The sequence below is a fragment of the Streptomyces sp. NBC_00443 genome, assembly GCF_036014175.1.
Taxonomy (GTDB): Bacteria; Actinomycetota; Actinomycetes; order Streptomycetales; family Streptomycetaceae; genus Streptomyces.
Window position 1 is genome coordinate 4,022,283 of sequence record NZ_CP107917.1, and the last position, 24,088, is coordinate 4,046,370.

Annotated in this window: 25 protein-coding genes; 10 read left to right on the top strand and 15 right to left on the bottom strand. The window is 69.2% G+C overall.

The features are described from left to right. Nucleotides 1-85: 85 nt before the first annotated feature. The 5 genes from folP to OHO27_RS17925 all read left to right on the top strand — a co-directional run bounded on the left by folP (nt 86) and on the right by OHO27_RS17925 (nt 3,405). Nucleotides 86-991 (top strand): dihydropteroate synthase, encoded by a 906-nt coding sequence (gene folP, locus OHO27_RS17905; RefSeq protein ID WP_328425100.1) that lies wholly within the window; start codon nt 86-88, stop codon nt 989-991. Then, nucleotides 988-1,491: a nuclear transport factor 2 family protein gene (locus OHO27_RS17910; protein ID WP_328425102.1), complete on the top strand. Its 504-nt coding sequence runs from the start codon at nt 988-990 to the stop codon at nt 1,489-1,491. Before folP ends, OHO27_RS17910 begins: the two co-directional genes overlap by 4 nt. 400 nt (nt 1,492-1,891) lie before the next feature. Further along, nucleotides 1,892-2,251, top strand: coding sequence for a dihydroneopterin aldolase (folB, locus tag OHO27_RS17915; protein ID WP_328425104.1), 360 nt, complete (start codon nt 1,892-1,894; stop codon nt 2,249-2,251). Beyond that, a complete protein-coding gene (gene folK / locus OHO27_RS17920; protein ID WP_328425106.1) occupies nt 2,248-2,859 on the top strand; it encodes a 2-amino-4-hydroxy-6-hydroxymethyldihydropteridine diphosphokinase in 612 nt (203 codons plus the stop codon). The genes folB and folK overlap by 4 nt, the downstream gene beginning before the upstream one ends. A 57-nt stretch (nt 2,860-2,916) precedes the next feature. Continuing rightward, nucleotides 2,917-3,405 carry a DUF3180 domain-containing protein gene (locus OHO27_RS17925; RefSeq protein WP_328425107.1) on the top strand — a complete coding sequence of 163 codons (489 nt, stop codon included), beginning with the start codon at nt 2,917-2,919 and terminating at the stop codon, nt 3,403-3,405. A gap of 22 nt (nt 3,406-3,427) precedes the next feature. Here the strand turns inward: OHO27_RS17925 and folE are convergent, their stop codons facing one another. From folE to dacB, 6 genes are all read right to left on the bottom strand, one after another. Continuing rightward, nucleotides 3,428-4,033 (bottom strand): GTP cyclohydrolase I FolE, encoded by a 606-nt coding sequence (gene folE / locus OHO27_RS17930; protein WP_062723369.1) that lies wholly within the window; start codon nt 4,031-4,033, stop codon nt 3,428-3,430. Between the two features lie 144 nt (nt 4,034-4,177). After that, a complete protein-coding gene (gene ftsH / locus OHO27_RS17935) occupies nt 4,178-6,217 on the bottom strand; it encodes an ATP-dependent zinc metalloprotease FtsH (protein WP_328425111.1) in 2,040 nt (679 codons plus the stop codon). Nucleotides 6,218-6,424: 207 nt separating this feature from the next. Next, on the bottom strand, nt 6,425-6,985 hold the full coding sequence (hpt, locus tag OHO27_RS17940) for a hypoxanthine phosphoribosyltransferase (protein WP_328430472.1): 561 nt from the start codon (nt 6,983-6,985) through the stop codon (nt 6,425-6,427). 72 nt (nt 6,986-7,057) lie between these two features. Beyond that, nucleotides 7,058-8,248 (bottom strand): tRNA lysidine(34) synthetase TilS, encoded by a 1,191-nt coding sequence (gene tilS, locus OHO27_RS17945; RefSeq protein ID WP_328425113.1) that lies wholly within the window; start codon nt 8,246-8,248, stop codon nt 7,058-7,060. Nucleotides 8,249-8,459: 211 nt separating this feature from the next. Next, nucleotides 8,460-9,584: a zinc-dependent metalloprotease gene (locus OHO27_RS17950; protein ID WP_328425115.1), complete on the bottom strand. Its 1,125-nt coding sequence runs from the start codon at nt 9,582-9,584 to the stop codon at nt 8,460-8,462. A 102-nt stretch (nt 9,585-9,686) separates the two neighbouring features. Continuing rightward, nucleotides 9,687-11,324, bottom strand: coding sequence for a D-alanyl-D-alanine carboxypeptidase/D-alanyl-D-alanine endopeptidase (dacB, locus tag OHO27_RS17955; RefSeq protein ID WP_328425117.1), 1,638 nt, complete (start codon nt 11,322-11,324; stop codon nt 9,687-9,689). Between the two features lie 79 nt (nt 11,325-11,403). On the opposite strand from dacB, the gene OHO27_RS17960 reads away from it, so the two are divergent. Then, nucleotides 11,404-11,895 (top strand): inorganic diphosphatase, encoded by a 492-nt coding sequence (locus OHO27_RS17960; RefSeq protein ID WP_164425123.1) that lies wholly within the window; start codon nt 11,404-11,406, stop codon nt 11,893-11,895. Between the two features lie 118 nt (nt 11,896-12,013). Further along, on the top strand, nt 12,014-13,645 hold the full coding sequence (locus OHO27_RS17965; protein ID WP_328425121.1) for a threonine/serine ThrE exporter family protein: 1,632 nt from the start codon (nt 12,014-12,016) through the stop codon (nt 13,643-13,645). A gap of 91 nt (nt 13,646-13,736) precedes the next feature. On the opposite strand, the gene OHO27_RS17970 is transcribed toward OHO27_RS17965, so the two are convergent. Continuing rightward, complete coding sequence (locus tag OHO27_RS17970; protein ID WP_328425123.1) at nt 13,737-14,633, bottom strand: DedA family protein; 897 nt, start codon at nt 14,631-14,633, stop codon at nt 13,737-13,739. A gap of 133 nt (nt 14,634-14,766) precedes the next feature. On the opposite strand from OHO27_RS17970, the gene OHO27_RS17975 reads away from it, so the two are divergent. Next, nucleotides 14,767-15,132, top strand: coding sequence for a YbjQ family protein (locus tag OHO27_RS17975; RefSeq protein ID WP_328425125.1), 366 nt, complete (start codon nt 14,767-14,769; stop codon nt 15,130-15,132). Between the two features lie 27 nt (nt 15,133-15,159). Here OHO27_RS17975 and OHO27_RS17980 read toward each other — a convergent pair whose 3' ends face one another. Further along, a complete protein-coding gene (locus tag OHO27_RS17980; protein WP_328425127.1) occupies nt 15,160-15,921 on the bottom strand; it encodes a MerR family transcriptional regulator in 762 nt (253 codons plus the stop codon). A gap of 88 nt (nt 15,922-16,009) precedes the next feature. On the opposite strand from OHO27_RS17980, the gene OHO27_RS17985 reads away from it, so the two are divergent. Beyond that, a complete protein-coding gene (locus OHO27_RS17985) occupies nt 16,010-17,431 on the top strand; it encodes a glutamate decarboxylase (protein WP_328425129.1) in 1,422 nt (473 codons plus the stop codon). Nucleotides 17,432-17,447: 16 nt separating this feature from the next. Here OHO27_RS17985 and OHO27_RS17990 read toward each other — a convergent pair whose 3' ends face one another. The 5 genes from OHO27_RS17990 to OHO27_RS18010 form a co-directional block, all read right to left on the bottom strand. Further along, entirely contained in the window at nt 17,448-18,203 is a 756-nt protein-coding gene (locus OHO27_RS17990; protein WP_328425131.1) for an ABC transporter permease, read from the bottom strand. Next, a complete protein-coding gene (locus OHO27_RS17995; protein ID WP_328425133.1) occupies nt 18,200-19,165 on the bottom strand; it encodes an ATP-binding cassette domain-containing protein in 966 nt (321 codons plus the stop codon). The genes OHO27_RS17990 and OHO27_RS17995 overlap by 4 nt, the downstream gene beginning before the upstream one ends. Before the next feature lie 90 nt (nt 19,166-19,255). Continuing rightward, on the bottom strand, nt 19,256-19,897 hold the full coding sequence (locus tag OHO27_RS18000; protein ID WP_328425135.1) for a PadR family transcriptional regulator: 642 nt from the start codon (nt 19,895-19,897) through the stop codon (nt 19,256-19,258). A 76-nt stretch (nt 19,898-19,973) separates the two neighbouring features. Beyond that, nucleotides 19,974-21,434 carry an aldehyde dehydrogenase family protein gene (locus tag OHO27_RS18005; protein WP_328425137.1) on the bottom strand — a complete coding sequence of 487 codons (1,461 nt, stop codon included), beginning with the start codon at nt 21,432-21,434 and terminating at the stop codon, nt 19,974-19,976. Between the two features lie 140 nt (nt 21,435-21,574). Further along, nucleotides 21,575-22,399: a helix-turn-helix domain-containing protein gene (locus tag OHO27_RS18010; RefSeq protein ID WP_328430473.1), complete on the bottom strand. Its 825-nt coding sequence runs from the start codon at nt 22,397-22,399 to the stop codon at nt 21,575-21,577. Between the two features lie 354 nt (nt 22,400-22,753). Here OHO27_RS18010 and OHO27_RS18015 point away from each other — a divergent pair, with 354 nt between their 5' ends. Further along, on the top strand, nt 22,754-23,251 hold the full coding sequence (locus tag OHO27_RS18015; RefSeq protein ID WP_328425139.1) for an ATP-binding protein: 498 nt from the start codon (nt 22,754-22,756) through the stop codon (nt 23,249-23,251). A gap of 92 nt (nt 23,252-23,343) precedes the next feature. Here the strand turns inward: OHO27_RS18015 and OHO27_RS18020 are convergent, their stop codons facing one another. Together OHO27_RS18020 and rpsR are read right to left on the bottom strand one after the other, a co-directional pair. Next, nucleotides 23,344-23,562, bottom strand: a complete 219-nt coding sequence (locus OHO27_RS18020; RefSeq protein ID WP_217207196.1) for a DUF397 domain-containing protein — start codon at nt 23,560-23,562, stop codon at nt 23,344-23,346. Nucleotides 23,563-23,848: 286 nt separating this feature from the next. Continuing rightward, nucleotides 23,849-24,082, bottom strand: coding sequence for a 30S ribosomal protein S18 (rpsR, locus tag OHO27_RS18025; RefSeq protein ID WP_328425141.1), 234 nt, complete (start codon nt 24,080-24,082; stop codon nt 23,849-23,851). Between the last annotated feature and the right edge of the window lie 6 nt (nt 24,083-24,088).

Below are 24,088 nucleotides of genomic sequence, written 5' to 3' on the forward strand. Positions count from 1 at the left end.
GGCCCGAGCGGAAGCCCCCTGCCCCCGAGGGCTCCCGCTCGGGCTACGGCACGTCCCGGCACCCCCTTGGGCCTAGGCTGAACGTATGAGCAAGCAGAGCGGACGCGGGCGCGTCACGGGCCTTCCGCAGTGGGACCGGTGCGCGGTCATGGGAGTCGTCAACGTGACCCCCGACTCCTTCTCCGACGGGGGCCGCTGGTTCGACACGACGGCCGCCGTCAAGCACGGCCTCGCCCTGGTCGAGGAGGGTGCCGACCTGGTCGACGTCGGCGGTGAGTCCACCCGCCCCGGCGCCAGCCGGGTCGACGAGGCCGAGGAACTGCGCCGCGTCATCCCCGTCGTCCGCGGCCTCGTCTCCGAAGGCGTCACGATCTCCGTCGACACCATGCGCGCCTCGGTCGCCGAGCAGGCCCTCGCCGCCGGCGCCGCCCTCGTCAACGACGTCAGCGGTGGCCTCGCCGACCCCGCGATGATCCCGGTCGTCGCGGACGCCGGCGCCCCCTTCGTCGTCATGCACTGGCGCGGCTTCCTGGAGGGCGGGAACGTCAAGGGCGTCTACGACGACGTCGTCGCCGAGGTCGTCGACGAGCTGCACGCGCGTGTGGAGGCCGTTCTGGCCGGCGGCATCACCCCCGACCGCGTCGTCGTCGACCCCGGCCTGGGCTTCTCCAAGGACGCCGAGCACGACCTCGTGCTCCTCGCCCACCTCGACCGCATCCTCGCCCTCGGCCACCCGCTCCTCGTCGCCGCGTCCCGCAAGCGGTTCCTCGGCCGTGTCCTCGCCGGGCCGGAGGGCGCGCCGCCGCCCGCGCGCGAGCGCGACGCCGCCACGGCCGCCGTCTCGGCGCTCGCGGCGCACGCCGGCGCCTGGGCGGTGCGGGTGCACGAGGTACACGCCACAGCGGACGCGGTGCGCGTGGCACGCGCCGTCGAAGGGGCGCGCTTGGCCGAGACCGCGCCCGGCGCGCAGTCCGCTGAGGGAGCCCGGTGAGCGCCCCGCACACCGACGTCGAGCAGGTGGAGGCCGCCAACACCGCCTTCTACGAGGCGATGGAGCGCGGCGACTTCGAGGAACTGTCCTCGTTCTGGCTCACCCCGTCCGACCTCGGCGTCGACGAGACCTACCACGACCCGGCGGACGTCGGCGTGGTCTCCTGCGTGCACCCCGGCTGGCCGGTTCTCACCGGTCGCGGCGAGGTCTTGCGGTCGTACGCGCTGATCATGGCGAACACCGACTACATCCAGTTCTTCCTCACCGACGTGCACGTCTCCGTGACCGGCGACACCGCCGTGGTGACCTGCACCGAGAACATCCTCAGCGGCGGGCCCGCCCCCGAGGGCGACGAGGAGCTCGGCCCGCTCGTGGGCCAGCTCGTGGTCGCCACGAACGTGTTCCGGCGCACGCCGGCGGGATGGAAGATGTGGACGCACCACGCTTCGCCGGTTCTGGCCGAAAACGACGAGGACGAGAGCGACGACACCCCCTCCTGAGTGGGTAGGCGACCTACAGGCCGACCGCACGACACACCACAGAGCCGCACCACAGGACCACACCCACAGGGCCGCACCACAGGACGGCAGGACCACGCACAGGGACAATCACGGACAAACACTGGGATGACTCGCGCGAGCCACCCGCAAGAAGGCCCGCCGGCCCCCGCCGGGACCAAGAAGTGGTTGGAATCACGCGTCCTCGGGTAGGGGCGGCTACCAGCCCGTGAGCCGCCGGGTTCCCCAGGGGAAACACCCAGTGAATCCTCCTGGCCCCGGACCGGACCCACGCCCCGTGGCCCGGCCCTGTCAGTGCCCGCAGGTAGATTCGGTCGAGGCCGGTGTGCCGCCCGCACACGGCACCGACCGGCCGTCACCGACGATTGCAGGAGTGATTCGCGTGGATCGTGTCGCGCTGCGCGGCCTGAAGGCCCGCGGGTACCACGGTGTGTTCCCCGAGGAACGCAGGGAGGGCCAGACCTTCGTCGTGGACCTCGTCCTCGGGCTGGACACCCGCCCGGCCGCCGCCGACGACGACCTGGCGAAGACCGTGCACTACGGCATCGTGGCGGAGGAGACCGTGGCCGTCGTCGAGGGCGACCCGGTCAACCTCATCGAGACGCTCGCCGAGCGCATCGCCCAGGCCTGTCTGAAGCACGAAGGGGTCCAGGAGGTCGAGGTCACCGTCCACAAACCGGACGCGCCGATCACGGTCCCCTTCGACGACGTGACCGTCACCATCACCCGGAGCCGAGTATGACTGCACCGTTCATCAAGGGCCCCAACGACCCGACCGTACAGCCGGTACCCGCCTCCGTCGTCGACCAGGTCGACGCCGCCGACACCACCCTCAGCAACCCGAAACGGGCCGTGATCTCCCTCGGCTCCAACCTGGGCAACCGCCTGGAGACCATCCAGGGCGCCATCGACGCCCTGGAGGACACCCCCGGCGTGCGCATCAAGGGGGTCTCCCCCGTCTACGAGACGGAGCCGTGGGGCGTCGAGCCGGGCACCCAGCCCTCGTACTTCAACGCGATCGTGGTCCTCAAGACCACCCTCCCCCCGTCCTCCCTGCTGGAGAGGGCGCACGCGGTCGAAGAGGCCTTCCACCGCGTCCGGGACGAGCACTGGGGCGCGCGCACCCTCGACGTCGACATCGTCTCGTACGCCGACCTGGTCTCCGACGACCCGGACCTCACGCTTCCCCACCCGCGCGCCCACGAACGCGCCTTCGTCCTCGCCCCCTGGCACGACCTGGAGCCCGAGGCCCAGTTGCCCGGCCGCGGCCCCGTCGTCGACCTCCTCGGCACCGTCACCCGGGACGGCGTCGCACCGCGCGCGGACCTGGAACTCCAGCTGCCCGAATAGTCGTTAAGGTCAAGACGACCACATTCCGTGGGGACCCGGGGGAGCTGAAGGGGCACCGTGAGAGAGCTGCGCATCAGGTTGCTGGCAGGCGTGTTCATCGTGGCCGGAGTCCTGTCCTGGGCGGGCGCCCGACTGTGGAACGCCGTCGGGACCCTGCCCAGCGTCCCGCTGGCCGCACCCATCGTCCTGGCGGTCATCGCCGTGATCCTGCTCGCCACGGCACTCTCGATCCGCGCCCGCCTCAAAGCCCAGCGCGAACGCCACCCGGAAGCCAAGGGCGTCGACCCCCTGATGGCCGCCCGCGCGGTTGTCTTCGGCCAGTCCAGCGCCCTGGTAGCCGCCCTCGTCGCCGGAATGTACGGCGGCGCGGGCGTCTTCCTCCTGGAGTCACTCGACATCCCCGCCCGCCGGGACCAGGCCATCTACGCCGGCTTCTCCGTCGTGGCAGGCATCGGCGTGATAGCGGCAGCCATCTTCCTGGAGCGCGTCTGCAAACTCCCGGAGGACGACGAGCACAATGGCGCGGGGGCGGCGCCGACGGTCTAGAGCGGGGTCAGCACACCGCGTCTCAGCGGGCCATGATGAGGCTCATCGCCTCGTTGCGCGTCGCCGCGTCCCGCAGCTGACCGCGCACCGCCGACGTTATGGTCTTCGCGCCCGGCTTGCGGATGCCCCGCATCGACATGCACATGTGCTCGCACTCCACAACGACGATCACACCGCGCGGCTCCAGGATCTCCATCAGGGAGTCCGCGATCTGCGTGGTGAGCCTTTCCTGCACCTGAGGCCGCCGGGCGTAGACGTCCACCAGCCGAGCCAGCTTGGACAGGCCCGTGATCTTGCCGGACGTGGCCGGAATGTAGCCGACGTGAGCAACACCGCGGAACGGCACCAGATGATGTTCACAGGTGCTATACACCTCAATGTCCTTCACGAGCACCATCTCGTCGTGCCCGATGTCGAACGTCGTCGTCAGCACGTCCTCGGGCTTCTGCCACAGCCCCGCGAAGATCTCCTTGTACGCCCGCGCCACTCGCCCCGGCGTCTCCCGAAGCCCCTCTCGGTCCGGGTCCTCTCCGACCGCGATCAGCAGCTCTCGCACGGCGTTCTCGGCGCGCTTCTCGTCGAACTCTCCGATGCGGCCCTCGCCGTCCAGCGTCACGGGGTCGGTCATGTGGTGCCTCGATCCTTTGCGGGTGGCGCGTATGGGTCACGCGTCTGAACTGCCGGCATACGAAAATGCCACGCCCCCCAGGCTAGAACCTGGGGGGCGTGGCATTCATTCCGGGCCTGGTGGGGTCACCAGGGCCTGGCGGCGTCAGCTCTCCGGACGCTCCTCGGGGGCCGGTTCGGCCACCGGGGCGGGCTCCGTCACCGTCGACTTGGCGGTGGTGATCGCCGGCGTCGCGCCGTTGGCGCCGTTCGTCAGTGCGAGCTCCTTCGGGGAGAGCACCGGCGGACGGGTGGACGGCGTACGGCGGGAGGACCCGGTCCAGGCGGGCCGGGGCGGTCGCTTGACGATGGGGGCGAAGATCTCGGCGATCTCCTCCTTGCCCAGCGTCTCCCTCTCCAGCAGCTGAAGCACCAGGTTGTCGAGGACGTCGCGGTTCTCGACCAGGATTTCCCAGGCCTCGTTGTGCGCGTTCTCGATGAGCTTCTTGACTTCCTCGTCCACCAGCGCGGCGACCTCTTCCGAGTAGTCGCGCTGGTGACCCATCTCACGTCCGAGGAACGGCTCGGTGTTGTCGCCGCCGAACTTGATGGCACCGAGGCGCTCGGTCATGCCGTACTGCGTGACCATCGCGCGGGCCGTGGTGGTGGCCTTCTCGATGTCGTTCGCCGCGCCCGTGGTCGGGTCGTGGAAGACGAGCTCCTCGGCCGCACGGCCGCCCAGCATGTAGGCCAGCTGGTCCAGCATCTCGTTGCGGGTCGTGGAGTACTTGTCCTCCTCCGGCAGGACCATCGTGTAGCCGAGAGCACGGCCTCTGGAGAGGATCGTGATCTTGTGGACCGGATCGGAGTTCGGGGAAGCCGCCGCGACCAGGGCGTGTCCGCCCTCGTGGTACGCGGTGATCTTCTTTTCCTTGTCCGACATGATCCGGGTCCGCTTCTGCGGGCCCGCCACGACGCGGTCGATGGCCTCGTCGAGCATCTGGTTGTCGATCAGCTTCCTGTCGCTGCGGGCCGTCAGGAGCGCCGCCTCGTTGAGGACGTTGCTCAGGTCCGCACCGGTGAAGCCCGGTGTACGGCGGGAGACCGCCGACAGGTCGACGTCCGGGGCGACCGGCTTGCCCTTCTGGTGAACCTTGAGGATCTCCAGACGGCCCAGCATGTCCGGGCGGTCGACCGCGATCTGGCGGTCGAAGCGGCCGGGCCGCAGGAGGGCCGGGTCGAGGATGTCGGGCCGGTTCGTCGCGGCGATGAGGATCACGCCGCCCTTGACGTCGAAGCCGTCCATCTCGACGAGCAGCTGGTTCAGGGTCTGCTCGCGCTCGTCGTGACCGCCGCCGAGGCCGGCACCGCGGTGACGGCCGACCGCGTCGATCTCGTCGACGAAGACGATCGCCGGGGCGTTCGCCTTGGCCTGCTCGAACAGGTCACGGACTCGGGAGGCACCGACACCGACGAACATCTCGACGAAGTCGGAACCGGAGATCGAGTAGAAGGGCACACCCGCCTCGCCCGCGACGGCGCGCGCGAGCAGGGTCTTACCGGTGCCGGGCGGGCCGTACAGCAGTACGCCCTTGGGGATCTTCGCCCCGACGGCCTGGAACTTCGCCGGTTCCTGGAGGAACTCCTTGATCTCCTGGAGCTCCTCGACGGCCTCGTCCGAGCCGGCGACGTCCGAGAACGTCGTCTTCGGGGTGTCCTTGGTGATGAGCTTCGCCTTGGACTTGCCGAAGTTCATGACCCGGGAGCCGCCGCCCTGCATCTGATTCATCAGGAACAGGAAGACGACCACGATCAGGACGAAGGGAAGCAGGGAGAGCAGGATGCCCACGAACGGGTTCTGCTTGGACGGCGAGACCGTGTAGCCGTCCGGGATCTGCTCTTGCTGGTACTTGTTCTGCAGCGTGTTGGCGATGTCCACGCCTTGGTCGCCGATATAGCTCGCCTGGATCTTTGTGGCGTCCTCGACCTTTTGGCCGTCCTTGAGCTGGACCTTGATGATCTGCTCGTCGCCGGTGGTCAGCTTGGCCGACTCGACCTTGTTCTCGTTGATCGCCTGGACGACCTGGCCGGTGTCCACCGTCTTGTAGCCGCCGGACGAGCCGACGACCTGCATCAACACGACCACGGCAAGGACGGCCAGCACGATCCACATGACCGGCCCACGGAAGTATCGCTTCACGTCCATCCATACGGAGCGGTGTCGCCCCGTCCCTCCTGCCATAGTGAGTTTGATAAGACAGTTCTTCTGACGGTACCCCAGCTTCGACGCCCGTAGCCGCACGGGACGGCCAGTGAGCCCGTCTGCATGCTCCAACGGCGCGAGGCCCGCCGGGGTTCCCGATCTACGTACGGGTCTTGGGCCCTTCGGGTCCGCGATCGCGGACCGCCGGACTCAGCCGCCGTAGACGTGGGGCGCGAGCGTACCGACGAACGGGAGGTTGCGGTACTTCTCGGCGTAGTCGAGGCCGTAGCCGACGACGAACTCGTTGGGGATGTCGAAGCCGACCCACTCCACGTCGATGGCGACCTTCGCGGCGTCCGGCTTGCGCAGCAGCGTGCACACCTTGAGCGACTCGGGCTCGCGCGAGCCGAGGTTGGACAGCAGCCAGGACAGCGTCAGACCGGAGTCGATGATGTCCTCGACGATGAGGACGTGCTTGCCCTTGATGTCGGTGTCGAGGTCCTTGAGGATCCGCACCACGCCGGAGGACTGGGTGCCGGCGCCGTACGACGACACGGCCATCCAGTCCATGGTGACGGGGGTGGACAGCGCCCGCGCGAGGTCGGCCATCACCATCACCGCGCCCTTGAGGACTCCGACGATGAGCAGGTCCTTGCCCGCGTACTCCGCGTCGATCTTCGCGGCCAGCTCGGCCAGCTTCGCGTCGATCTCTTCCTTGGTGATGAGCACCCGCTGGAGGTCGGCACCCATGTCTTTCGCGTCCACCCGCATCACTTTCGGTCGGTCGTCCCGCATTGATCGGCTCGGTCGGCCCCTCCGTCGTGTCCGCGGAGGGGTCGGGAATCAGCCTTGCCGAATCACCAGTCTGCCACCCTGGCGCTGGGCGACGACTTTGCCGGGGAGATTGATGGCCCCCTGACCGCGCCAGCCGGTGATCAGACGGTCGACTTCCTCGATGTGACGGGCGAACAGCGCTCCGGCGGGCGCCCCGGCCTCGATCGCGGCGCGGCGCAGGATCCGGCGTCGTACGGCGGGCGGCAGCGCGTACAGCTTGGCGCACTCCAGGAGGCCGGTCGCGTCGCGCACGGCGGCCTCGGCCTGGCCGGCCCAGGCGTCGAGGGCGTCGGCATCGTCGCGGGAGAGCTGGGCCGTGCGGGCGAGGGCCTCGACGACGCCTTTGCCGAGCGCCTTCTCCAGGGCGGGCAGGCCCTCTTGGCGCAGGCGCGAGCGCGTGTACGCCGGGTCGGCGTTGTGCGGGTCGTCCCAGACCGGCAGGGACTGGACCATGCAGGCCTTGCGCGCGGTCTGCCGGTCGAGCCCGAGGAAGGGACGGCGGTAACGGCCGCCGGCCCCCGAGACCGCGGCCATTCCGGACAGGGAGCGGATGCCGGAGCCGCGGGCGAGGCCGAGCAGGACGGTTTCGGCCTGGTCGTCCCGGGTGTGGCCGAGCAGGACGGCGATGGCGCCGTGGCGGACGGCCGCGTCGTCGAGGGCGGCGTAGCGGGCGTCACGGGCGGCGGCCTCGGGGCCGCCCGAGCGGCCGACGGTCACGGCGATGGACTCGACCGGTTCGAGGCCGAGTTCGCGCATGCGCAGGACGACTTCCTCGGCGCGCAGGTCGGAGCCGGGCTGCAGACCGTGGTCGACGGTGATGCCACCGGCGCGGATGCCGAGTTTGGGGGCCTCGAAGGCGAGGGCGGAGGCGAGGGCCATGGAGTCGGCGCCGCCGGAGCATGCCACGAGCACGAGCGGGGAGGGGGGTCGCTCGTGCGGGGTGGTGCGCTGGGGCGCCTGCGGTGCCCGGCCGGGGAGCGCGTACGACGGTTCGCGCGCCGTGCCGTGGGCGGCGGGCGCTGCGCCGGTCGACGTCACGCGCGGCGCCAGGGGCAGCGACATGTGCGGGATCTCGTACGAGGTCGCGCGCCGGGTGTCGGGTGCGAGGGCGTCGGTGGTGCGGCTGTGTTCGGTGAGGATGTCGTGGAGGACGCGGCGGACCGCCAGGCGTATCGCCGCGACCGCAGGATGGGGACCCATGTCCGGTTCCCTTCATGAAGTTTTCGGGGGGTGAGCCCGAGCTCGGTCACTCAGAGTGTGTAGATGGTGACAGAGACGGGCCGTTCCCCGAGCATTGCACGCCTACCCATGGCTCACGGTCCCTCGGACGGGTGATTGGAGGGGCGTTCGCCTGCCGTCGGCCGGATTCGGTTCACGACCTTCGTATGAGATGCACGACCCGGCGCGCGATTCACGACTCCGCCTTGCGGTGCACCCGCGCGATCCAGTCCGCCGGTTTGGCGATCTCCGACTTGGTCGGGAGGGTGTTCGGGGACGTCCACACGCGGTTGAAGCCGTCCATGCCGACCTGGTCGTGGACGGCCCGTACGAAGCGTTCGCCGTCACGGTACTGCCTGAGTTTGGCGTCGAGACCCAGCAACTTGCGCAGGGCCATGTCCAGTCGGGAGGCGCCCTTGGCGCGCCGCTGCTGGAACTTCTCGCGGATCTCGGCGACGGTCGGCACGACCTGGGGCCCGACTCCGTCCATCACGAAGTCGGCGTGGCCCTCCAGGAGTGACATCACCGCGGTGAGCCGGCCGAGGATCTCCCGCTGGGCCGGTGTCTGCACCAGTTCGACGAACGAACGTCCGCCGTCGTCCTCCTCGGCCTCGGGCCGGCCGCCGGCGAGCGACTGTGCGGCCTCGCGGATGCGCTCCAGGACGGTCATGGGGTCGACATCCGTCTCCGCCAAGAAAGACTGGATTTCGCCCTCGAGGTGGTCCCGCAGCCACGGCACGGCGCTGAACTGCGTGCGGTGCGTCTCCTCGTGCAGGCACACCCACAGGCGGAAGTCGTGGGGCTGTACGTCGAGTTCGCGCTCCACGTGGACGATGTTCGGGGCGACGAGCAGCAGTCGGCCGGCGCCGCTCTCTCCGGCCGGGAGTTCGCGGGTGGCCGGGGCGAAGGTCTCGTACTGGCCGAGGACCCGGGAGGCCAGGAAGGACAGCAGCATGCCGAGTTCGACGCCGGTGACCTTGCCGCCGACTGCGCCGAGGACCGCGCCGCCGGGGCTGCTGCTGCGGCGCTCCTGCATCTTGTCGAGCAAGGGCTTGAGGATCTGGCGGAACCCGGCGACGTTCGCCCGCACCCATCCCGGGCGGTCGACCACCAGGACGGGGGTGTCGTGGGTGTCCTCCGTGCCCAGACGAGTGAAGGCCCGGACGTGTCCCTCCGAGACCTTGGCATGTCGGCGCAGCTCGGCGACGACGGCCCTGGCCTCGTCGCGGCTCACCTCCGGGCCCGGCCGTACGAGCCGGGTCGCGGTCGCCACCGCGAGATTCCAGTCGACCATCTCGGCACCACCGATGCTCGTCATGTGTCAACCGTACGTGAGCGTTCCCACTTGGGGCAGGCCGTGGGGATTTGCGGTGGCGGGGTCGGCAGGGGCGGACGCGAGTTGGACGGCGCCCGCGGGTGCCTATCCGCAGCCGCAGGCCGCCAGTGCCGTTGCCGTTCTGTCCAGGGCCGACTGGGCGGCCTCCTTGTTCGGCGTGTTCGTTGCCAGGAAGGCGAAGGCCAGCAGGTGGCCGTCCTGGTCGACGACCGTGCCGGCCAGGGCGTTGACGCCGGTCAGGGTGCCTGTCTTGGCTCGCACGATGCCTGCCGCTCCGTCCGTGTAGCGGGTGCTCAGGGTGCCGGTGAAGCCGGCCACCGGGAGGCCGGTCAGAGCCGGGCGCAGTTGCGGGTGGGCCGGGTCGGCCGCCTTGGCCAGGAGGGATGTGAGCAGGTCCGCCGTGAGTTTGTCGTCGCGGTTGAGGCCGCTGCCGTCCTTGAAGGAGACACCGGCCACCGGCAGTCCGAGCTTGTTCAGCTGGGCCCCGATGGCCTGCCCGCCGCCGTTGAAGTCGGCGCGCTTGCCGCTCGCCACGGCCGTGTGGCGGGCGAGGGCCTCGGCGATGTCGTTGTCGCTGTTGGTGAGCATGCGTTCGACCAGGGAGGAGAGCGGGGGCGAGGAGACCTCGGCGAGGGCCTCGGCCCGGTTCGTGGCCTTGGACGGGCCGGGGGACGTCGTCTTGATGCCGCGGTCGGCGAGGAAGGACGCGAACTTGGTCGCCGCGTCCATGGCCGGGTCCTTCGCCCGGGTCACCGGGCCGCTGGTGGAGTCGTTCGTCCGGGCCTCGTCGGCCATGAGGGCGCTGACCGGGGCGAGGTTGCCGTCCTCTCCGATGGGGTGCAGTTCGGGTCCCGCGTAGAGCGTCTTGTCGTACGAAAGGGTGGCCTCGCGTACGTCACGTTTCTTCAGGGCCTGTGCGGTCGCGTCGGCCAGCTCGCGCAGGCTTGCCCAGCCGTCGGCCTCCTTGCGGGCCGTCAGGGTGGGGTCGCCGCCGCCGACCAGGACGAGTTCCTTGGTGTCGGGTTCGAGGGCGGTGCGGGTGGTGAGGCGGTGGTCGGGGCCCATCGCGGTGAGGGCGGCCGCTGCGGTGGCGATCTTCGTCGTCGACGCGGGCGTGAGGGGCGCGGCGGCTCCGACGCCGAACAGGCGTTTGCCGCTGGCCACGTCCACGATCGCCGCCGACCTGCGCGTGCCGAGTTCCGGGACGTCCAGGAGCGGGCCGAGGAGGTCGGCGAGAGCCCGGCTGTTCGGGACCGAGTTCACGGTGCCGACGGTGCCGCCGAGGCCCGTCAGGACGGAGCCTGCGGAGGGCGCGGGGCGGGGCGCCTCGCCCGCCGCATCGGACGAACCGGACGTATCAGTATTACGACCGTGATCTGCGCCACCCGTGCGCTCCTGGGCGGCCGCCCAGTCCCTCTCGGCCGTACGCTGACCGGTGGAGTCCCAGGGGCCGGCGGCGGTCACCACACCGGCGGCCAGCGCCAGTCCGGCAGTAGCGGCGCCCGCGGTGTACTGCCAGGTCTTCGGCTTGCGGGTCCGCGCGGCCAGCGGTGACACGGCTCGCGCGAGCCGTGTGACCTGCGGTTTCGCGGCCGTCGCGGCGCGTGCGAGACGTGGGCGTACGGCGTCCGCGGCCCGTGCCAGACGCGGTCGAACGGCACCCGCGACCCGCGTCACATGCGGTCTCGCGGCTCGCCAAGGCCTCAGCTCTGGCACGACCACCAGCCCCTTTCGCGATCACACACCTGCGTGAGGGACACTTAACCACCAGAACTATGTGCTGATCATGGAGGAGCCACCGGTGGAGTTCGACGTCACGATCGAGATTCCGAAGGGTTCACGGAACAAGTACGAGGTGGACCACGAGACCGGTCGGATCCGCCTGGACCGTCGACTCTTCACCTCGACCGCCTACCCGACCGACTACGGCTTCGTCGAGAACACCCTCGGCGAGGACGGCGACCCGCTGGACGCGCTGGTCATCCTGGATGAGCCGACCTTCCCGGGCTGCCTCATCAAGTGCCGCGCGATCGGCATGTTCCGGATGACGGACGAGGCGGGCGGCGACGACAAGCTGCTGTGCGTGCCGGCGACGGACCCGCGCCAGGAGCACCTGCGTGACATCCACCACGTCTCCGAGTTCGACCGCCTGGAGATCCAGCACTTCTTCGAGGTCTACAAGGACCTGGAGCCCGGCAAGTCCGTCGAGGGCGCCGACTGGGTCGGCCGTACCGACGCCGAGGCCGAGATCGAGCGGTCCTACAAGCGCTTCAAGGACCAGGGCGGTCACTGAGCCACCGGCTCCTCTCAGCCACAAGTGAACAGGCTGCACGCGTGCGCGTGCGGCCTGTTCGTGTGTCTGTGCGCATACTGAGAGCGGCAGGAGGTGTCGTACAGGGAGTGTTACGCAGGTGACGGACGCGGAGGACCGCAAGCCGCAGTCGGACGAGGCGAGGATGGCCTTCACGGCTCCCGCCGGGATCGAGGTGGGCGACAGCGAGTCGGAGACCACGTCCGAGTTCGCTCTGCCCAAGGGGCTGGACGTGCTGCAGGCGCCGCTCCACGAGCCCGAGGGATCGGCGTTCACCGCGCCCAGCGGCTACATCGTCGAGGACGCCCCGCCCGCGTTCACCCCCGCCGGCGGCATACCGCGGATAAGCCTGACCAAGGACCTGCCCTGGCAGGACCGGATGCGCACGATGCTGCGCATGCCGGTCGCCGAGCGGCCCGCGCCGGAGCGGATGCCGCGGGCGGAGGACGAGGGGCCGGCCGTCCCGCGCGTGCTCGACATGACCCTGCGTATCGGCGAACTGCTGCTGGCGGGCGGTGAGGGCGCGGAGGACGTCGAGGCCGCGATGTTCGCGGTCTGCCGCTCCTACGGCCTGGACCGCTGCGAGCCGAACGTCACCTTCACCCTGCTGTCGATCTCGTACCAGCCGTCGCTGGTGGACGATCCGGTGACGGCGTCGCGCACGGTACGGCGGCGCGGCACCGACTACACGCGTCTGGCCGCCGTGTACCAGCTCGTCGACGACCTCAGCGACCCGGAGAGCCACATCTCCCTGGAGGAGGCCTACGGGCGGCTCGCGGAGATCCGCCGTAACCGGCACCCGTACCCGACCTGGGTGCTGACCTCGGCGAGCGGGCTGCTCGCGGGCGCGGCCTCGGTGCTGGTCGGCGGTGACCTGATCGTCTTCATCGCGGCCATGTTCGGCGCGATGCTCGGCGACCGGCTGGCGTGGCTGTGCGCGGGGCGTGGGCTGCCGGAGTTCTACCAGTTCACGGTGGCGGCGATGCCGCCGGCCGCGATAGGGGTCGCGCTGACGCTGACGCACGTCGACGTGAAGGCGTCCGCGGTCATCACCGGTGGGCTGTTCGCGTTGCTGCCCGGGCGGGCGCTGGTGGCGGGCGTGCAGGACGGGCTGACCGGCTTCTACATCACCGCGGCCGCGCGGCTGCTGGAGGTCACGTACTTCTTCGTCGGCATCGTCATCGGCGTGCTGGTGATCCTGTACTTCGGCGTGAACCTGGGTGCCAAGCTCACCCCGGACGAGACGTTGCTCGCCTCGGACCGGCCCTACTGGCAGATCGCAGCGTCGATGCTGCTGTCGCTGACCTTCGCCGTGCTGCTCCAGCAGGAACGGACCACCGTGCTCGCGGTGACCCTCAACGGGGGTGTCGCGTGGGTGGTGTACGGCGCGATGCACTACGCCGGTGAGTTCTCGCCGGTTGCCTCCACGGCCGTCGCGGCCGGGCTCGTGGGGCTTTTCGGGCAGTTGATGGCGCGGTACCGGTTCGCGTCCGCGTTGCCGTACACGACTGCGGCGATCGGGCCTCTGCTGCCAGGTTCCGCCACGTACTTCGGGCTGTTGGCGATCGCGCAGAACGATGTCGACGAGGGGCTGGTCTCCTTGGCCACGGCGGCGTCCTTGGCCATGGCCATTGCGATCGGGGTCAATCTCGGGTCGGAGATCTCCCGGTTGTTCCTGCGGATCGGGTCGCCGGAGAAGCGGCGAGCCGCCAAGCGGACTCGAGGGTTCTGAGCGCCTGGTAGCTCGGTCGCTTCCGGATCGACGGCGGCTGCGGATCGTGTGTGGTTGATCGCGCAGTTCCCCGCGCCGCTGAAGGGGCGCTTCAGTAACCCTGGTTCGGCGGGTACTGCTGGTTCTGCTGACCGCCGTACGGCTGCTGCTGGCCGTAGCCATGGGGGTACTGCTGGGCGTACGGCTGCTGTTCGGGCTGCTGCGGCTGCTGCTGGCCGTAGTACTGCTGGTCGTAGCCGTACTGCTGCTGGCCCTGGTTGCCGTACTGCTGGGGCTGGTCCTCGGAGGGGATGCGGCGGAGCTGGGTCGTCGCGTCGTCCATCATCGGGGCCTGCTGGGCCGGGGCCGCCGGGGCCTGGGCCGCCGCGCGCTTCTTCTTGGCGCGCTCCCGCAGGTACTCGATGATGATCGGGACCACGGAGACGAACACGATCAGGACGAGGATCGCTTCGACGTTCTTGTTGATGAAGCCGATCTGGCCGAGCCAGTAGCCCGCCAGGGTGACGCCGGTGCCCCAGGCGATACCGCCGATGACGTTGTACGTGAGGAACGTGCGGTACTGCATACGGCCGGCGCCCGCCACGATCGGGGCGAAGGTGCGCACGATCGGCACGAAGCGGGCGAGGACGATCGCCTTCGGGCCGTACTTCTCCATGAACTCGTGGGCCTTCTCCAGGTTCTCCTGTTTGAAGAGCTTGGAGTTGGGCCGGTTGAAGAGCTTCGGGCCGAAGAACTTGCCGATCATGTACCCCACCTGGTCGCCGATGACGGCGGCCAGCACGATCAGGGTGCACACCAGCCACAGCGGCTGGCTGATGTAGTTCCCCTCGGCAACGAAGAGGCCCGCCGTGAACAGCAGGGAGTCCCCGGGCAGGAACGCGAAGAGGCCGGACTCGGCGAAGACGATCAGCAGGATGCCGGGGAGGCTGAAGGTCTCGATCAGATAGTCCGGGCTGAGCCACTCGGGGCCGAGCGCAAGCGTGGTCACGGGATTGTGGCTCCTGCGGGGAGGGGGCGGAGGCGAAGCTGGGTGCTCAAATTATCAACGCTGCACTGGCCGCCCAGGTTCCATGGACCCCCTCAGGATGCACTGTGCCCCTGCTGGGACAAAGCTGTGATTCATGGGCATCGAAGAGTACGGCGGCGGGCAGGAGCCACAGCCCGACGTCCTGGTGGTGACCACCAATGACATTCCCGGCTTTCGGGTCACCTCGGTTCTGGGTGAGGTCTTCGGGCTGACCGTGCGCTCCCGGCACGTGGGCAGCCAGATCGGCGCCGGACTGAAGTCGCTGGTCGGCGGTGAGCTCAAGGGGCTGACCAAGACCCTCGTGGAGACCCGCAACCAGGCCATGCTGCGGCTCGTCGAGCAGGCACGCGCGCGTGGGGCGAACGGCGTCCTGGCGTTCCGCTTCGACGTGTCGGAGGCGGCGGACGTGGGCACCGAGGTGTGTGCCTACGGGACGGCGGTGGTCCTGGCCCAGGAGTGACCCGTACGGGGTCCCGGGCCAGGAGCCTCAAGAGGAGTGCCGGGCGGCGTTGGCGAGGATCGCGTCCCTCAGGTAGACCGCGAGGCCCGGCTTGGCCTGGTCGATGTTCCGGGTGAACCGCTCGTCGGCGACGTACATCTGGCCGAGGCAGGCGTGCATCTCGTGCCCGCAGTCGTAGTGGTTGCGGGCGATCCCCTGGCGGTGCTCCTCGGCGGCGTCCATGGCCGCCTCGGAGTCGGCCGGCTCACCGGCCTCCATGAGCGCGACGAAGCGGCGGTTGAGGTCGTCGGCCTCGCGCTGGATCCGCTGCCAGTCCTCCTTGGTGTACGAGGCGGCGCGTTGCTGTGACTGCCGATAGGCGTCGGTGTCGCCCCAGCGCTCCTGCACCTCCTCCTCGTACTGGTCCGGGTCGAAGTCCCCGAACACCTCGAACTTCTCCTCCGGCGTGAGATTGATGCCCATCTTGCGTGCCTCCATGGCGTGCTCCACGGCCGCCGCCATCTTCTGCAGCTTCTCGATCCGGGCGGTCAGCAGCTCGTGCTGCCGGCGCAGGTGCGCGCGCGGGTCCGCGTCCGGGTCGTCGAGCAGGGCGGCGACCTCCTCGAGCGGGAAACCGAGCTCGCGGTAGAACAGGACCTGCTGCAGCCGGTCGAGGTCGGCGTCGCTGTAGCGCCGGTGGCCCGCGTGGCTGCGCTCGCTGGGCACGAGCAGGCCGATGTCGTCGTAGTGGTGCAGCGTGCGCACCGTCACTGCGGCGAAGCCGGCGACCTGTCCCACGGAGTAGCTCACTTCCGCTCCCTTCTCGGTACGCGCTCCACGATGAGTCCTCACGCGGCGTGAGGTGCAAGCCCGGCGGCCCGGATCTACCGTCGTATACATGCCACTGCATCCTGGGAACAGCGAAGCACCGGACGACAAGGGCGGCGGGCGCAGGCTCGCGGTCAATCCCTTCTACGGCGAGACGAATCCGGTCAGCGGCATGACCGAGGCCCCGCCCACACATCAGCTGCCCGACGCTCCCCTGCCGCCGATGACGGCGTACCAGGTGGTGCACGACGAGCTGATGCTGGACGGCAACTCCCGGCTCAACCTGGCCACCTTCGTCACCACCTGGATGGAGCCGCAGGCCGGGGTGCTGATGGCGGAGTGCCGGGACAAGAACATGATCGACAAGGACGAGTACCCGCGCACCGCCGAGTTGGAGCGGCGCTGTGTGGCGATGCTCGCCGATCTGTGGAACGCGCCCGATCCCTCGGTGGCCGTGGGCTGTTCCACCACCGGGTCCAGCGAGGCGTGCATGCTCGCCGGTATGGCGCTCAAACGGCGCTGGGCGCAGCGCAACGCCGACCGGTACCCCGGCGCGCGCCCCAACCTGGTGATGGGCGTCAACGTCCAGGTCTGCTGGGACAAGTTCTGCAACTTCTGGGAAGTGGAGCCCCGCCTGGTCCCGATGGAGGGCGAACGGTTCCATCTGGACCCGCAGGCGGCGGCCGAGCTGTGCGACGAGAACACCATCGGGGTGGTCGGGATCCTGGGCTCCACCTTCGACGGTTCGTACGAGCCGATCGCGGACCTGTGTGCGGCCCTGGACGCCCTCCAGGAGCGCACGGGCCTCGATGTCCCGGTGCACGTCGACGGCGCGTCCGGCGCGATGGTGGCGCCCTTCCTCGACGAGGAGCTGGTGTGGGACTTCCGGCTGCCGAGGGTCAGCTCGATCAACACCTCGGGGCACAAGTACGGGCTCGTCTACCCGGGTGTCGGCTGGGCCCTGTGGCGGGACAAGGAGGCGCTGCCCGAGGAGCTCGTCTTCCGGGTCAACTACCTGGGCGGCGACATGCCGACGTTCGCGCTCAACTTCTCCCGGCCGGGCGCCCAGGTCGTGGCGCAGTACTACTCGTTCCTGCGGCTGGGCCGGGAGGGGTACCGGGCCGTGCAGCAGGCCTCGCGGGACGTGGCCAGGACGGTCGCCGGGGCCGTGGAGAAGCTCGGCGACTTCCGGCTGCTGACCCGGGGCGACCAACTGCCCGTCTTCGCCTTCACGACGGCCCCGGACATCCGGGCGTACGACGTCTTCGACGTGTCCCGGCGGCTGCGCGAGAAGGGCTGGCTGGTCCCGGCGTACACCTTCCCGCCGAACCGGGAGGATCTGTCCGTCCTGAGGGTGGTCTGCCGCAACGGCTTCTCCGAGGACCTCGCCGAGCTGTTCGTCCAGGACCTGACCCAGCTGCTGCCGGAGCTGCGCCGACAGCCGCACCCCCTGACGCAGGACAGGGGGGCGGCCACCGGGTTCCACCACTAGGCCGGGTCCGCGCCGGCTATCGGCTCAGGCGTCCGAACCGCCGTACCGCGAGCGGGAAGAACACCGCCAGGAGGACCAGCGGCCATACGATCGCCGCCCCGACGCCGTCCGTACCCGTGCCGCCGAACAGGTCCCGTACGGCCGTGGCCGTCTGGGACATCGGGTTCCACTCGACGACCGTGCCGAGCCAGCCCGGCATGGACTCGGGCAGCGCGATGGCGTTGGACAGGAAGCCGATCGGCCAGACGAGGATCTGCACCGCCTGCACCATCTCCGGCTTTCCGGCCACCAGCGCCAGATGGATGCCGATCCACAGCATGGCGAAACGGAACAGCAGGAGCAGCCCCACGGCGCCCAGGAAGGCCCCTGGGCCGCCCCCCGCCCGCCAGCCCAGCGCGTATCCGATGCCCATCAGGGCGGACAGGGCCAGTGCCGACTGGAGCATGTCGGCCACCGAACGGCCCACCAGCACCGCCCCGTTGGCCATCGGCATGGACCGGAAGCGGTCGATCACGCCCTTGTTGAGGTCCTGGGTGACCGCGATCATCGTGCCCTCCAGGCCGAAGGCCATGGTGAGCGCGAGCATGCCGGGGACCAGGTAGTCGATGTAGGAGCCCTGCAGGCCCCGGCCGCCGCCGATGAGGTAGCCGAACATCAGCAGCAGCATCACGGGGAAGATCAGGTTGACCACGACCTGCACGGGTTGCCGCGCCCAGTGGGCGAGTTCGCGGCGGGTCATGGTCCAGGAGTCGGTCAGTGCGTACGCGGTCACACGGCCTCCTTCACTCGTTCGTCGCGCCCGGTCAGATGCAGGAACACCTCGTCCAGCGTCGGGCGGCGCAGCGCGACGTCCTCGGCCTCGATCCCGGCCTCGTCCAGGGCCCGTACGACACCGGAGAGCGCCGCCATCCGGTCGGTGACCGGGGCGCTGAGCAGGCGGCGGTCGGGGTCGACGGAGACGTCGTCCTTCGGTATGGGCAGCAGGGCGACGGCGGCGCCCAGTTGGCCCGCGTCCCGCAGGACCACGTCGATGCGGTCGCCGCCGGTCAGCGCCTTGAGCTGGTCCGCGGTGCCGTCGGCGATGACCCGGCCGGCGTCGACCACCGAGATGCGGTCGGCGAGCTGGTCGGCCTCTTCCAGGTACTGGGTGGTGAGCAGGACCGTCGTGCCGCCGCCGACCAGGGAGCGGACGGCGGACCAGACCTCGACGCGGCCGCGCGGGTCGAGACCGGTGGTGGGTTCGTCCAGGAAGAGCACCTCCGGGTCGGTGATGAGTGAGGCCGCCAGGTCCAGTCGCCGGCGCATGCCGCCGCTGTACTGCTTCACCGGCTTGCGACCGGTGTCCGCGAGGCCGAAGCGCTCCAGGAGCCCGTCGGCCCGCACGCGCGCGTGACGGGCGCCCAGGTGGTAGAGGCGGCCGAACAGCTCCAGGTTCTGCCGACCGCCCAACTCCTCGTCCAGGGCCGCGTGCTGGCCGAGCAAGCCGATGCGCAGGCGGACCTCGTAGGCCTGGCGCACCACGTCGTGTCCCGCCACCTCGACGTGGCCGCTGTCCGGCCGCAGCAGGGTGGACAGGATGCGGACCAGGGTCGTCTTGCCCGCGCCGTTCGGGCCGAGCACCGAGTGCACGGTGCCGCGCGCGACCGTGAGGTCCAGCCCGTCCAGTGCGTGTTTGCCGGCTTTGCCGCCGTACTTCTTGCGTGCCCCTTCGACGATGATCGCCGCGTCGGCCACTGAATCTCCCTCGCTAGTCAAACTTGACTACCAGATCGAAGCTAATACCCGGGCCGCACTTAGTCAAACTTGATTAGCTCGCGAACTCGATCAGTCCTGATCCTCGGGGTGCCGCTCCCCGGTCGCGTACGGGTTCTCCTGGTCGTCGGCAAGGATCCCGACGAACGGATCGCCCTCACCGGAGAAGGTGTAGGCGCCGCCTCGGATACGTTCGATCAGACCGCGGGTCCACTCGGCGCCGGTGTCGGCGGAGTGGACCCAGAAGTTCATGATCTCGCCGATGTGGCCGAGCTGGGCGGGGCCCTCCTCGGGCGTGTAGTACTCGGTGACGGCCTTGCGCCACCCTTCGATGCTGCGCACCCGCTCCTCCAGGAGGGCGAGGACCTCCTCGCGGTCCAGGTCGACCATGAAGCCGAGCGCGGCGGTGAGCATGTCCGGACGCTGGTCGTAGGCCGTGAGGTACTGCCGCACCAGCCCGAGGTATTCCTCGGTGCCCTGCTGCGTGATCTCGTACTCCGTGCGCGGCGGCCCGCCGGCCGTGGACGGCGCGATCTCGTGGGCGTGCAGCAGCCCCTGCTTCGCCATCTGCTTCAGGGCGTGATAGATCGAACCGGGCTTGGCGTTGGACCACTCGTGCGCGCCCCAGAACTCCAGGTCGTTGCGCACCTGGTACCCATGGGCACGCCCGTGCTGCCGGACCGCGCCGAGCACGAGAAGACGGATCGCTGACATGCGGTCCAGATTAGGGCGGCGGGCGACCGGGGCCGAGGTCAGCCCCGGGACGCGCCCTGTTCTTCCCCGTTCACCATCAGAACGGGAAGCCGCTCCTGCCGTGCTGCACCGAGATCCACTTCGTCGTGGTGAACGCGTCCAGCATCGTCTCGCCGTTCAGCCGGCCGAGGCCGGAGTGCTTCTCGCCGCCGAAGGGGACGATCGGCTCGTCGTGGACGGTGCCGTCGTTGACGTGGAACATGCCGGTGTCGATCTGCTTGGCGAACGCGACGCCCCGCTCGATGTTGCCGGTGTGGACGGCGCCGCTGAGGCCGTACGGGGTGTCGTTGACGAGGCGTACGGCCTCCTCCTCACCGTCGAACGGGACGAGGAAGGCCACCGGACCGAAGGCCTCCTGCTTCAGCAGGGGCGAGTCGGCCGGGAGGCCGGTGAGAACGGACGGCTCGACCAGGTTGTCCGTCGTCGTGCCGTGCACCAGGGCCGTCGCACCCTCGGCGATCGCCTGCTCGACGGTGGCCGAAATGGCCTCCGCCTGGGAGGAGTTGATGACCGGGCCGATGACGGTCTCCGGGTCGCGCGGGTCGCCGGCCTTCAGGGTCTTCACCTTGGCGACGAACTTCTCGGTGAACTCGTCCGCGATCGAGCGGTCCACGAGGACGCGGTTCGCGGCCATGCAGACCTGGCCCTGGTGGACGTAACGGCTGAAGACCGCCGCGTCGACCGCGTAGTCGATGTCGGCGTCGTCCAGGACCACCAGCGCGCTGTTGCCGCCGAGTTCGAGGACCGAGCGCTTGAAGAGCGAGGCGCAGACGGTGGCGACATGGCGGCCGACCTTGTCGGAGCCGGTGAAGGAGATGACCTTCGGGACGGGGTGCTCGATGAAGGCGTCGCCGATCTCGGCTATGTCCGTGATGACGACGTTGAGGAGACCGGCGGGCAGGCCCGCGTCCTCGAAGATCTTCGCCACCAGGGAGCCACCGCAGATCGGGGTGTTCTGGTGCGGCTTCAGCACGACGCCGTTGCCGAGCGCGAGGGCCGGGGCGACCGACTTGATCGAGAGGAGGAAGGGGAAGTTGAAGGGGCTGATGACGCCCACGACGCCGACCGGGACGCGGTAGACGCGGTTCTCCTTGCCGTCGATCGGCGACGGGATGATCTTGCCCTCGGGGCGCAGGGCCAGGTGAACCGCCTCGCGCAGGAACTCCTTGGCGAGGTGGAGCTCGAAGGCCGCCTTCAGCCGGGTGCCGCCGAGCTCGGCGATGATCACCTCGGTGATCTCCTGCTCGCGGTCCTCTATCAGGCGCAGCGCCTTCTCGAAGACGGCACGGCGGGCGTAAGGATTGGTGGCGCCCCACTGCTTCTGGGCACGGGCGGCGGCCTGGTAGGCGTCGTCCACTTCGTCAACCGTGGCTATCGTGATCGACGCCAGCTTCTCCCCGTCGTACGGGTTGAAGTCGATGATGTCCCAGGAGCCTGTGCCCGGGCGCCACTCACCGTCGATGTACTGCTGAGCCAGGTCGGTGAAGTAGGACGACATGTGATCCCTCAATCCCTAGCGGACACCCGATCGACTGATCACGGAAGCCTTGACCGGCTCTGACCGGACCTGATCACCTTGATCGACTCGATCACCTAGACCGCCTTCACGGTCTGATCACACGTCATCGTACTTGTGTTTCAAGAGAGTTGAAGGAGACCCCGGAGAAGATCCCGGCTCTCGTCCGGACCGGGGCTGTCCTGCTGGAGTTCCTTCAGCGCCTTCTCGTACTGGGCGACGTCCTCGTGCTTGTCGAGATAGAGCGCGCTGGTGAGCTGCTCCAGATAGACGACGTCCGACAGGTCGGACTCGGGGAAGCTGAGGAGGGTGAAGGCACCGGACTCGCCGGAGTGGCCGCCGAAACCGAACGGCATGATCTGCAGCCGTACGTTGGGGCGCTCGGAGATCTCGATCAGGTGCTGGAGCTGGCCGCGCATCACCTCGCGGTCACCGTACGGACGGCGCAGGGCGGCCTCGTCCAGGATGATGTGGAACTCGGGGGCCCTCTCGTCGTCGAGGTACTTCTGCCGCTCCAGGCGCAGCGCCACACGCTTTTCGACGTCGGCCTTGCTCGCACCCTTCATCCCGCGCCTGACGACCGCGCGGGCATACGCCTCGGTCTGCAACAGGCCGTGCACGAACTGCACTTCGTACGCGCGGATGAGGCTCGCCGCGCCCTCCAGGCCGACGTATGTGGGGAACCAGCTGGGCAGGACGTCGGAGTAACTGTGCCACCAGCCCGCGACGTTGGCCTCGCGGGCGAGGGAGAGGAGCGAAGCGCGCTCCTGCTCGTCCGTGATGCCGTAGAGCGTCAGCAGGTCTTCGACGTCACGCGTCTTGAAGCTCACCCGGCCCAGCTCCATCCGGCTGATCTTCGACTCGGAGGCGCGGATCGAGTAACCCGCCGCCTCGCGCGTGATCCCGCGCGCTTCCCGCAGTCGCCTCAGTTGCGAGCCGAGCAGCATGCGCCGCACCACCGATCCGGGCTCTCCCGCGCTCACGTTCGCCAGCCTCCCCAACCGTCTTCAGGGCCCGCAGTCTGCCACTAAATCACTTCGAGCAGTACTCGTCCGATTACAGAGACGGAAAGAAGACAAGGATTCCTCTCAGGAAGGGGTGAGGGTTGAGCAAGGAGAGGTGGTGAAGTTGGCGGAAAAAATGGCCAACAAGCGGTACGGGAACGTCCAATTCGGTCACGTGCACGTGCATCTGCCCTTGCATCTGCCCTGCGCATCCGAAACCATGGTCCCGCGCAACCGCTGCATCGCAACGACCGCGAACTCCCGGGAGTGCCTCGCATGGGGACGAATGGATCGACCATGCTCGAGCCGTTACGGCAGGGCCTTCCGCCGCTTGATCCCGCAGCCGTCTCCAACGCCGCCTCCTGCGCACTGCCCGCCCGCTACGAAGCGGTGCGCGAGGCTCGTAGGTTCACGCGCCGCACCCTGGATCAGTGGGAGCTGGGCGAACGCTTCGACGATGTGTGCCTCGTGGTCTCGGAGTTGGTGACCAACGCGCTGCGGCACGCTCTGCCGGCTGGTGCGCAGCGGGTGCACGACCAGGTGCCGCCGGTGCGGCTGCATCTGATGCGGTGGACCGAGCGGCTGGTGTGCGCGGTGCGCGATCCCAGCCATGACAGTCCCATCGCGCGCGATTCCGACGACTTTTCGGCGGAGTCGGGGCGCGGGCTGTTCCTTGTGGACTCCTTCAGCGACAGCTGGGGGTGGCATCCGCTGGCAGGGGCGCTCAACGGGAAGGTGGTGTGGGCGCTGTTTCGGCTCCCGGCGCCGCAGGGGGGTTCCGGGGCAGCGGAATGATGTACTGCGGCGCGTGCTGACGTCGTGGTTCTACGCGCGTTGCACCGGTCGTTTCGTTCCGGTATGCACTGTTGGCCTGTGTTCGACTGCCCTCAGCCCGCCACCAGGTGGTCGAACTCACCGTCCTTGATGCCCAGGAGCATCGCCTCGATCTCGGCGCGGGTGTAGACGAGCGCCGGGCCGTCCGGAAAGCGCGAGTTGCGCACGGCGACGTCGCCGCCCGGGAGCCTCGCGAACTCCACGCAAGAGCCTTGCGAGTTGCTGTGCCTGCTCTTCTGCCAGGCCACCCCGTTCAGATCCGTGGCTGCCATGCCGTTGTACACGTCGTGGTCCACAGGTCGCTCCCCGGTGGTGTTCAGTGGTGTGCGTCCGGATCATAGCTCTGTTCACGTGCAACTGCATGAGCAGATGCACGTGCACGGGGGGTGTTCCTGTGGTTACTCCTGTGACGGACGCCGGGCCGTATGCGTTCCAGCGTTCCATCGCATGCCCCGGGTATCGCGTCGCAGTCGGGATCGGTCCCTCCGTGTATCAGGAAGAGACGCGTTCCGGGGCGTTGGTGTTCCAGTGCCGGTCTCGGCAATTCAGGCCGTGGGGTCAGCGGGTGGCGTACGGGAGCAGGGCCATTTCCCTTGCGTTCTTGATGGCTGTTGCCAGGTCTCGTTGCTGTTGGGCCGTTACTCGGGTGACGCGGCGGCTGCGGATCTTGCCTCGGTCGGAGAGGAACCGGCGCAGGAGGTCCGTGTCCTTGTAGTCGATGTAGGTGATGCCGGCCTGGTCCAGGGGGTTGGGGCGGGACTTCACGGGCTTGCGGTCGGGCTTGCGGGGCATGGGGGG

Bases quoted from the DNA above. Each gene is read 5' to 3' on its own strand.
- folP (WP_328425100.1), top strand. From the start codon at position 86: ATGAGCAAGCAGAGCGGACGCGGGCGCGTCACGGGCCTTCCGCAGTGG.
- folK (WP_328425106.1), top strand. From the start codon at position 2,248: ATGACTGCACCGTTCATCAAGGGCCCCAACGACCCGACCGTACAGCCG.
- folE (WP_062723369.1), bottom strand. From the start codon at position 4,033: ATGACCGACCCCGTGACGCTGGACGGCGAGGGCCGCATCGGAGAGTTC.
- ftsH (WP_328425111.1), bottom strand. From the start codon at position 6,217: ATGGACGTGAAGCGATACTTCCGTGGGCCGGTCATGTGGATCGTGCTG.
- hpt (WP_328430472.1), bottom strand. From the start codon at position 6,985: ATGCGGGTGGACGCGAAAGACATGGGTGCCGACCTCCAGCGGGTGCTC.
- tilS (WP_328425113.1), bottom strand. From the start codon at position 8,248: ATGGGTCCCCATCCTGCGGTCGCGGCGATACGCCTGGCGGTCCGCCGC.
- OHO27_RS17950 (WP_328425115.1), bottom strand. From the start codon at position 9,584: ATGACGAGCATCGGTGGTGCCGAGATGGTCGACTGGAATCTCGCGGTG.
- OHO27_RS17975 (WP_328425125.1), top strand. From the start codon at position 14,767: ATGGGCATCGAAGAGTACGGCGGCGGGCAGGAGCCACAGCCCGACGTC.
- OHO27_RS17985 (WP_328425129.1), top strand. From the start codon at position 16,010: ATGCCACTGCATCCTGGGAACAGCGAAGCACCGGACGACAAGGGCGGC.
- OHO27_RS18000 (WP_328425135.1), bottom strand. From the start codon at position 19,897: ATGTCAGCGATCCGTCTTCTCGTGCTCGGCGCGGTCCGGCAGCACGGG.
- OHO27_RS18005 (WP_328425137.1), bottom strand. From the start codon at position 21,434: ATGTCGTCCTACTTCACCGACCTGGCTCAGCAGTACATCGACGGTGAG.
- OHO27_RS18010 (WP_328430473.1), bottom strand. From the start codon at position 22,399: ATGCTGCTCGGCTCGCAACTGAGGCGACTGCGGGAAGCGCGCGGGATC.
- OHO27_RS18015 (WP_328425139.1), top strand. From the start codon at position 22,754: ATGCTCGAGCCGTTACGGCAGGGCCTTCCGCCGCTTGATCCCGCAGCC.
- OHO27_RS18020 (WP_217207196.1), bottom strand. From the start codon at position 23,562: ATGGCAGCCACGGATCTGAACGGGGTGGCCTGGCAGAAGAGCAGGCAC.
- rpsR (WP_328425141.1), bottom strand. From the start codon at position 24,082: ATGCCCCGCAAGCCCGACCGCAAGCCCGTGAAGTCCCGCCCCAACCCC.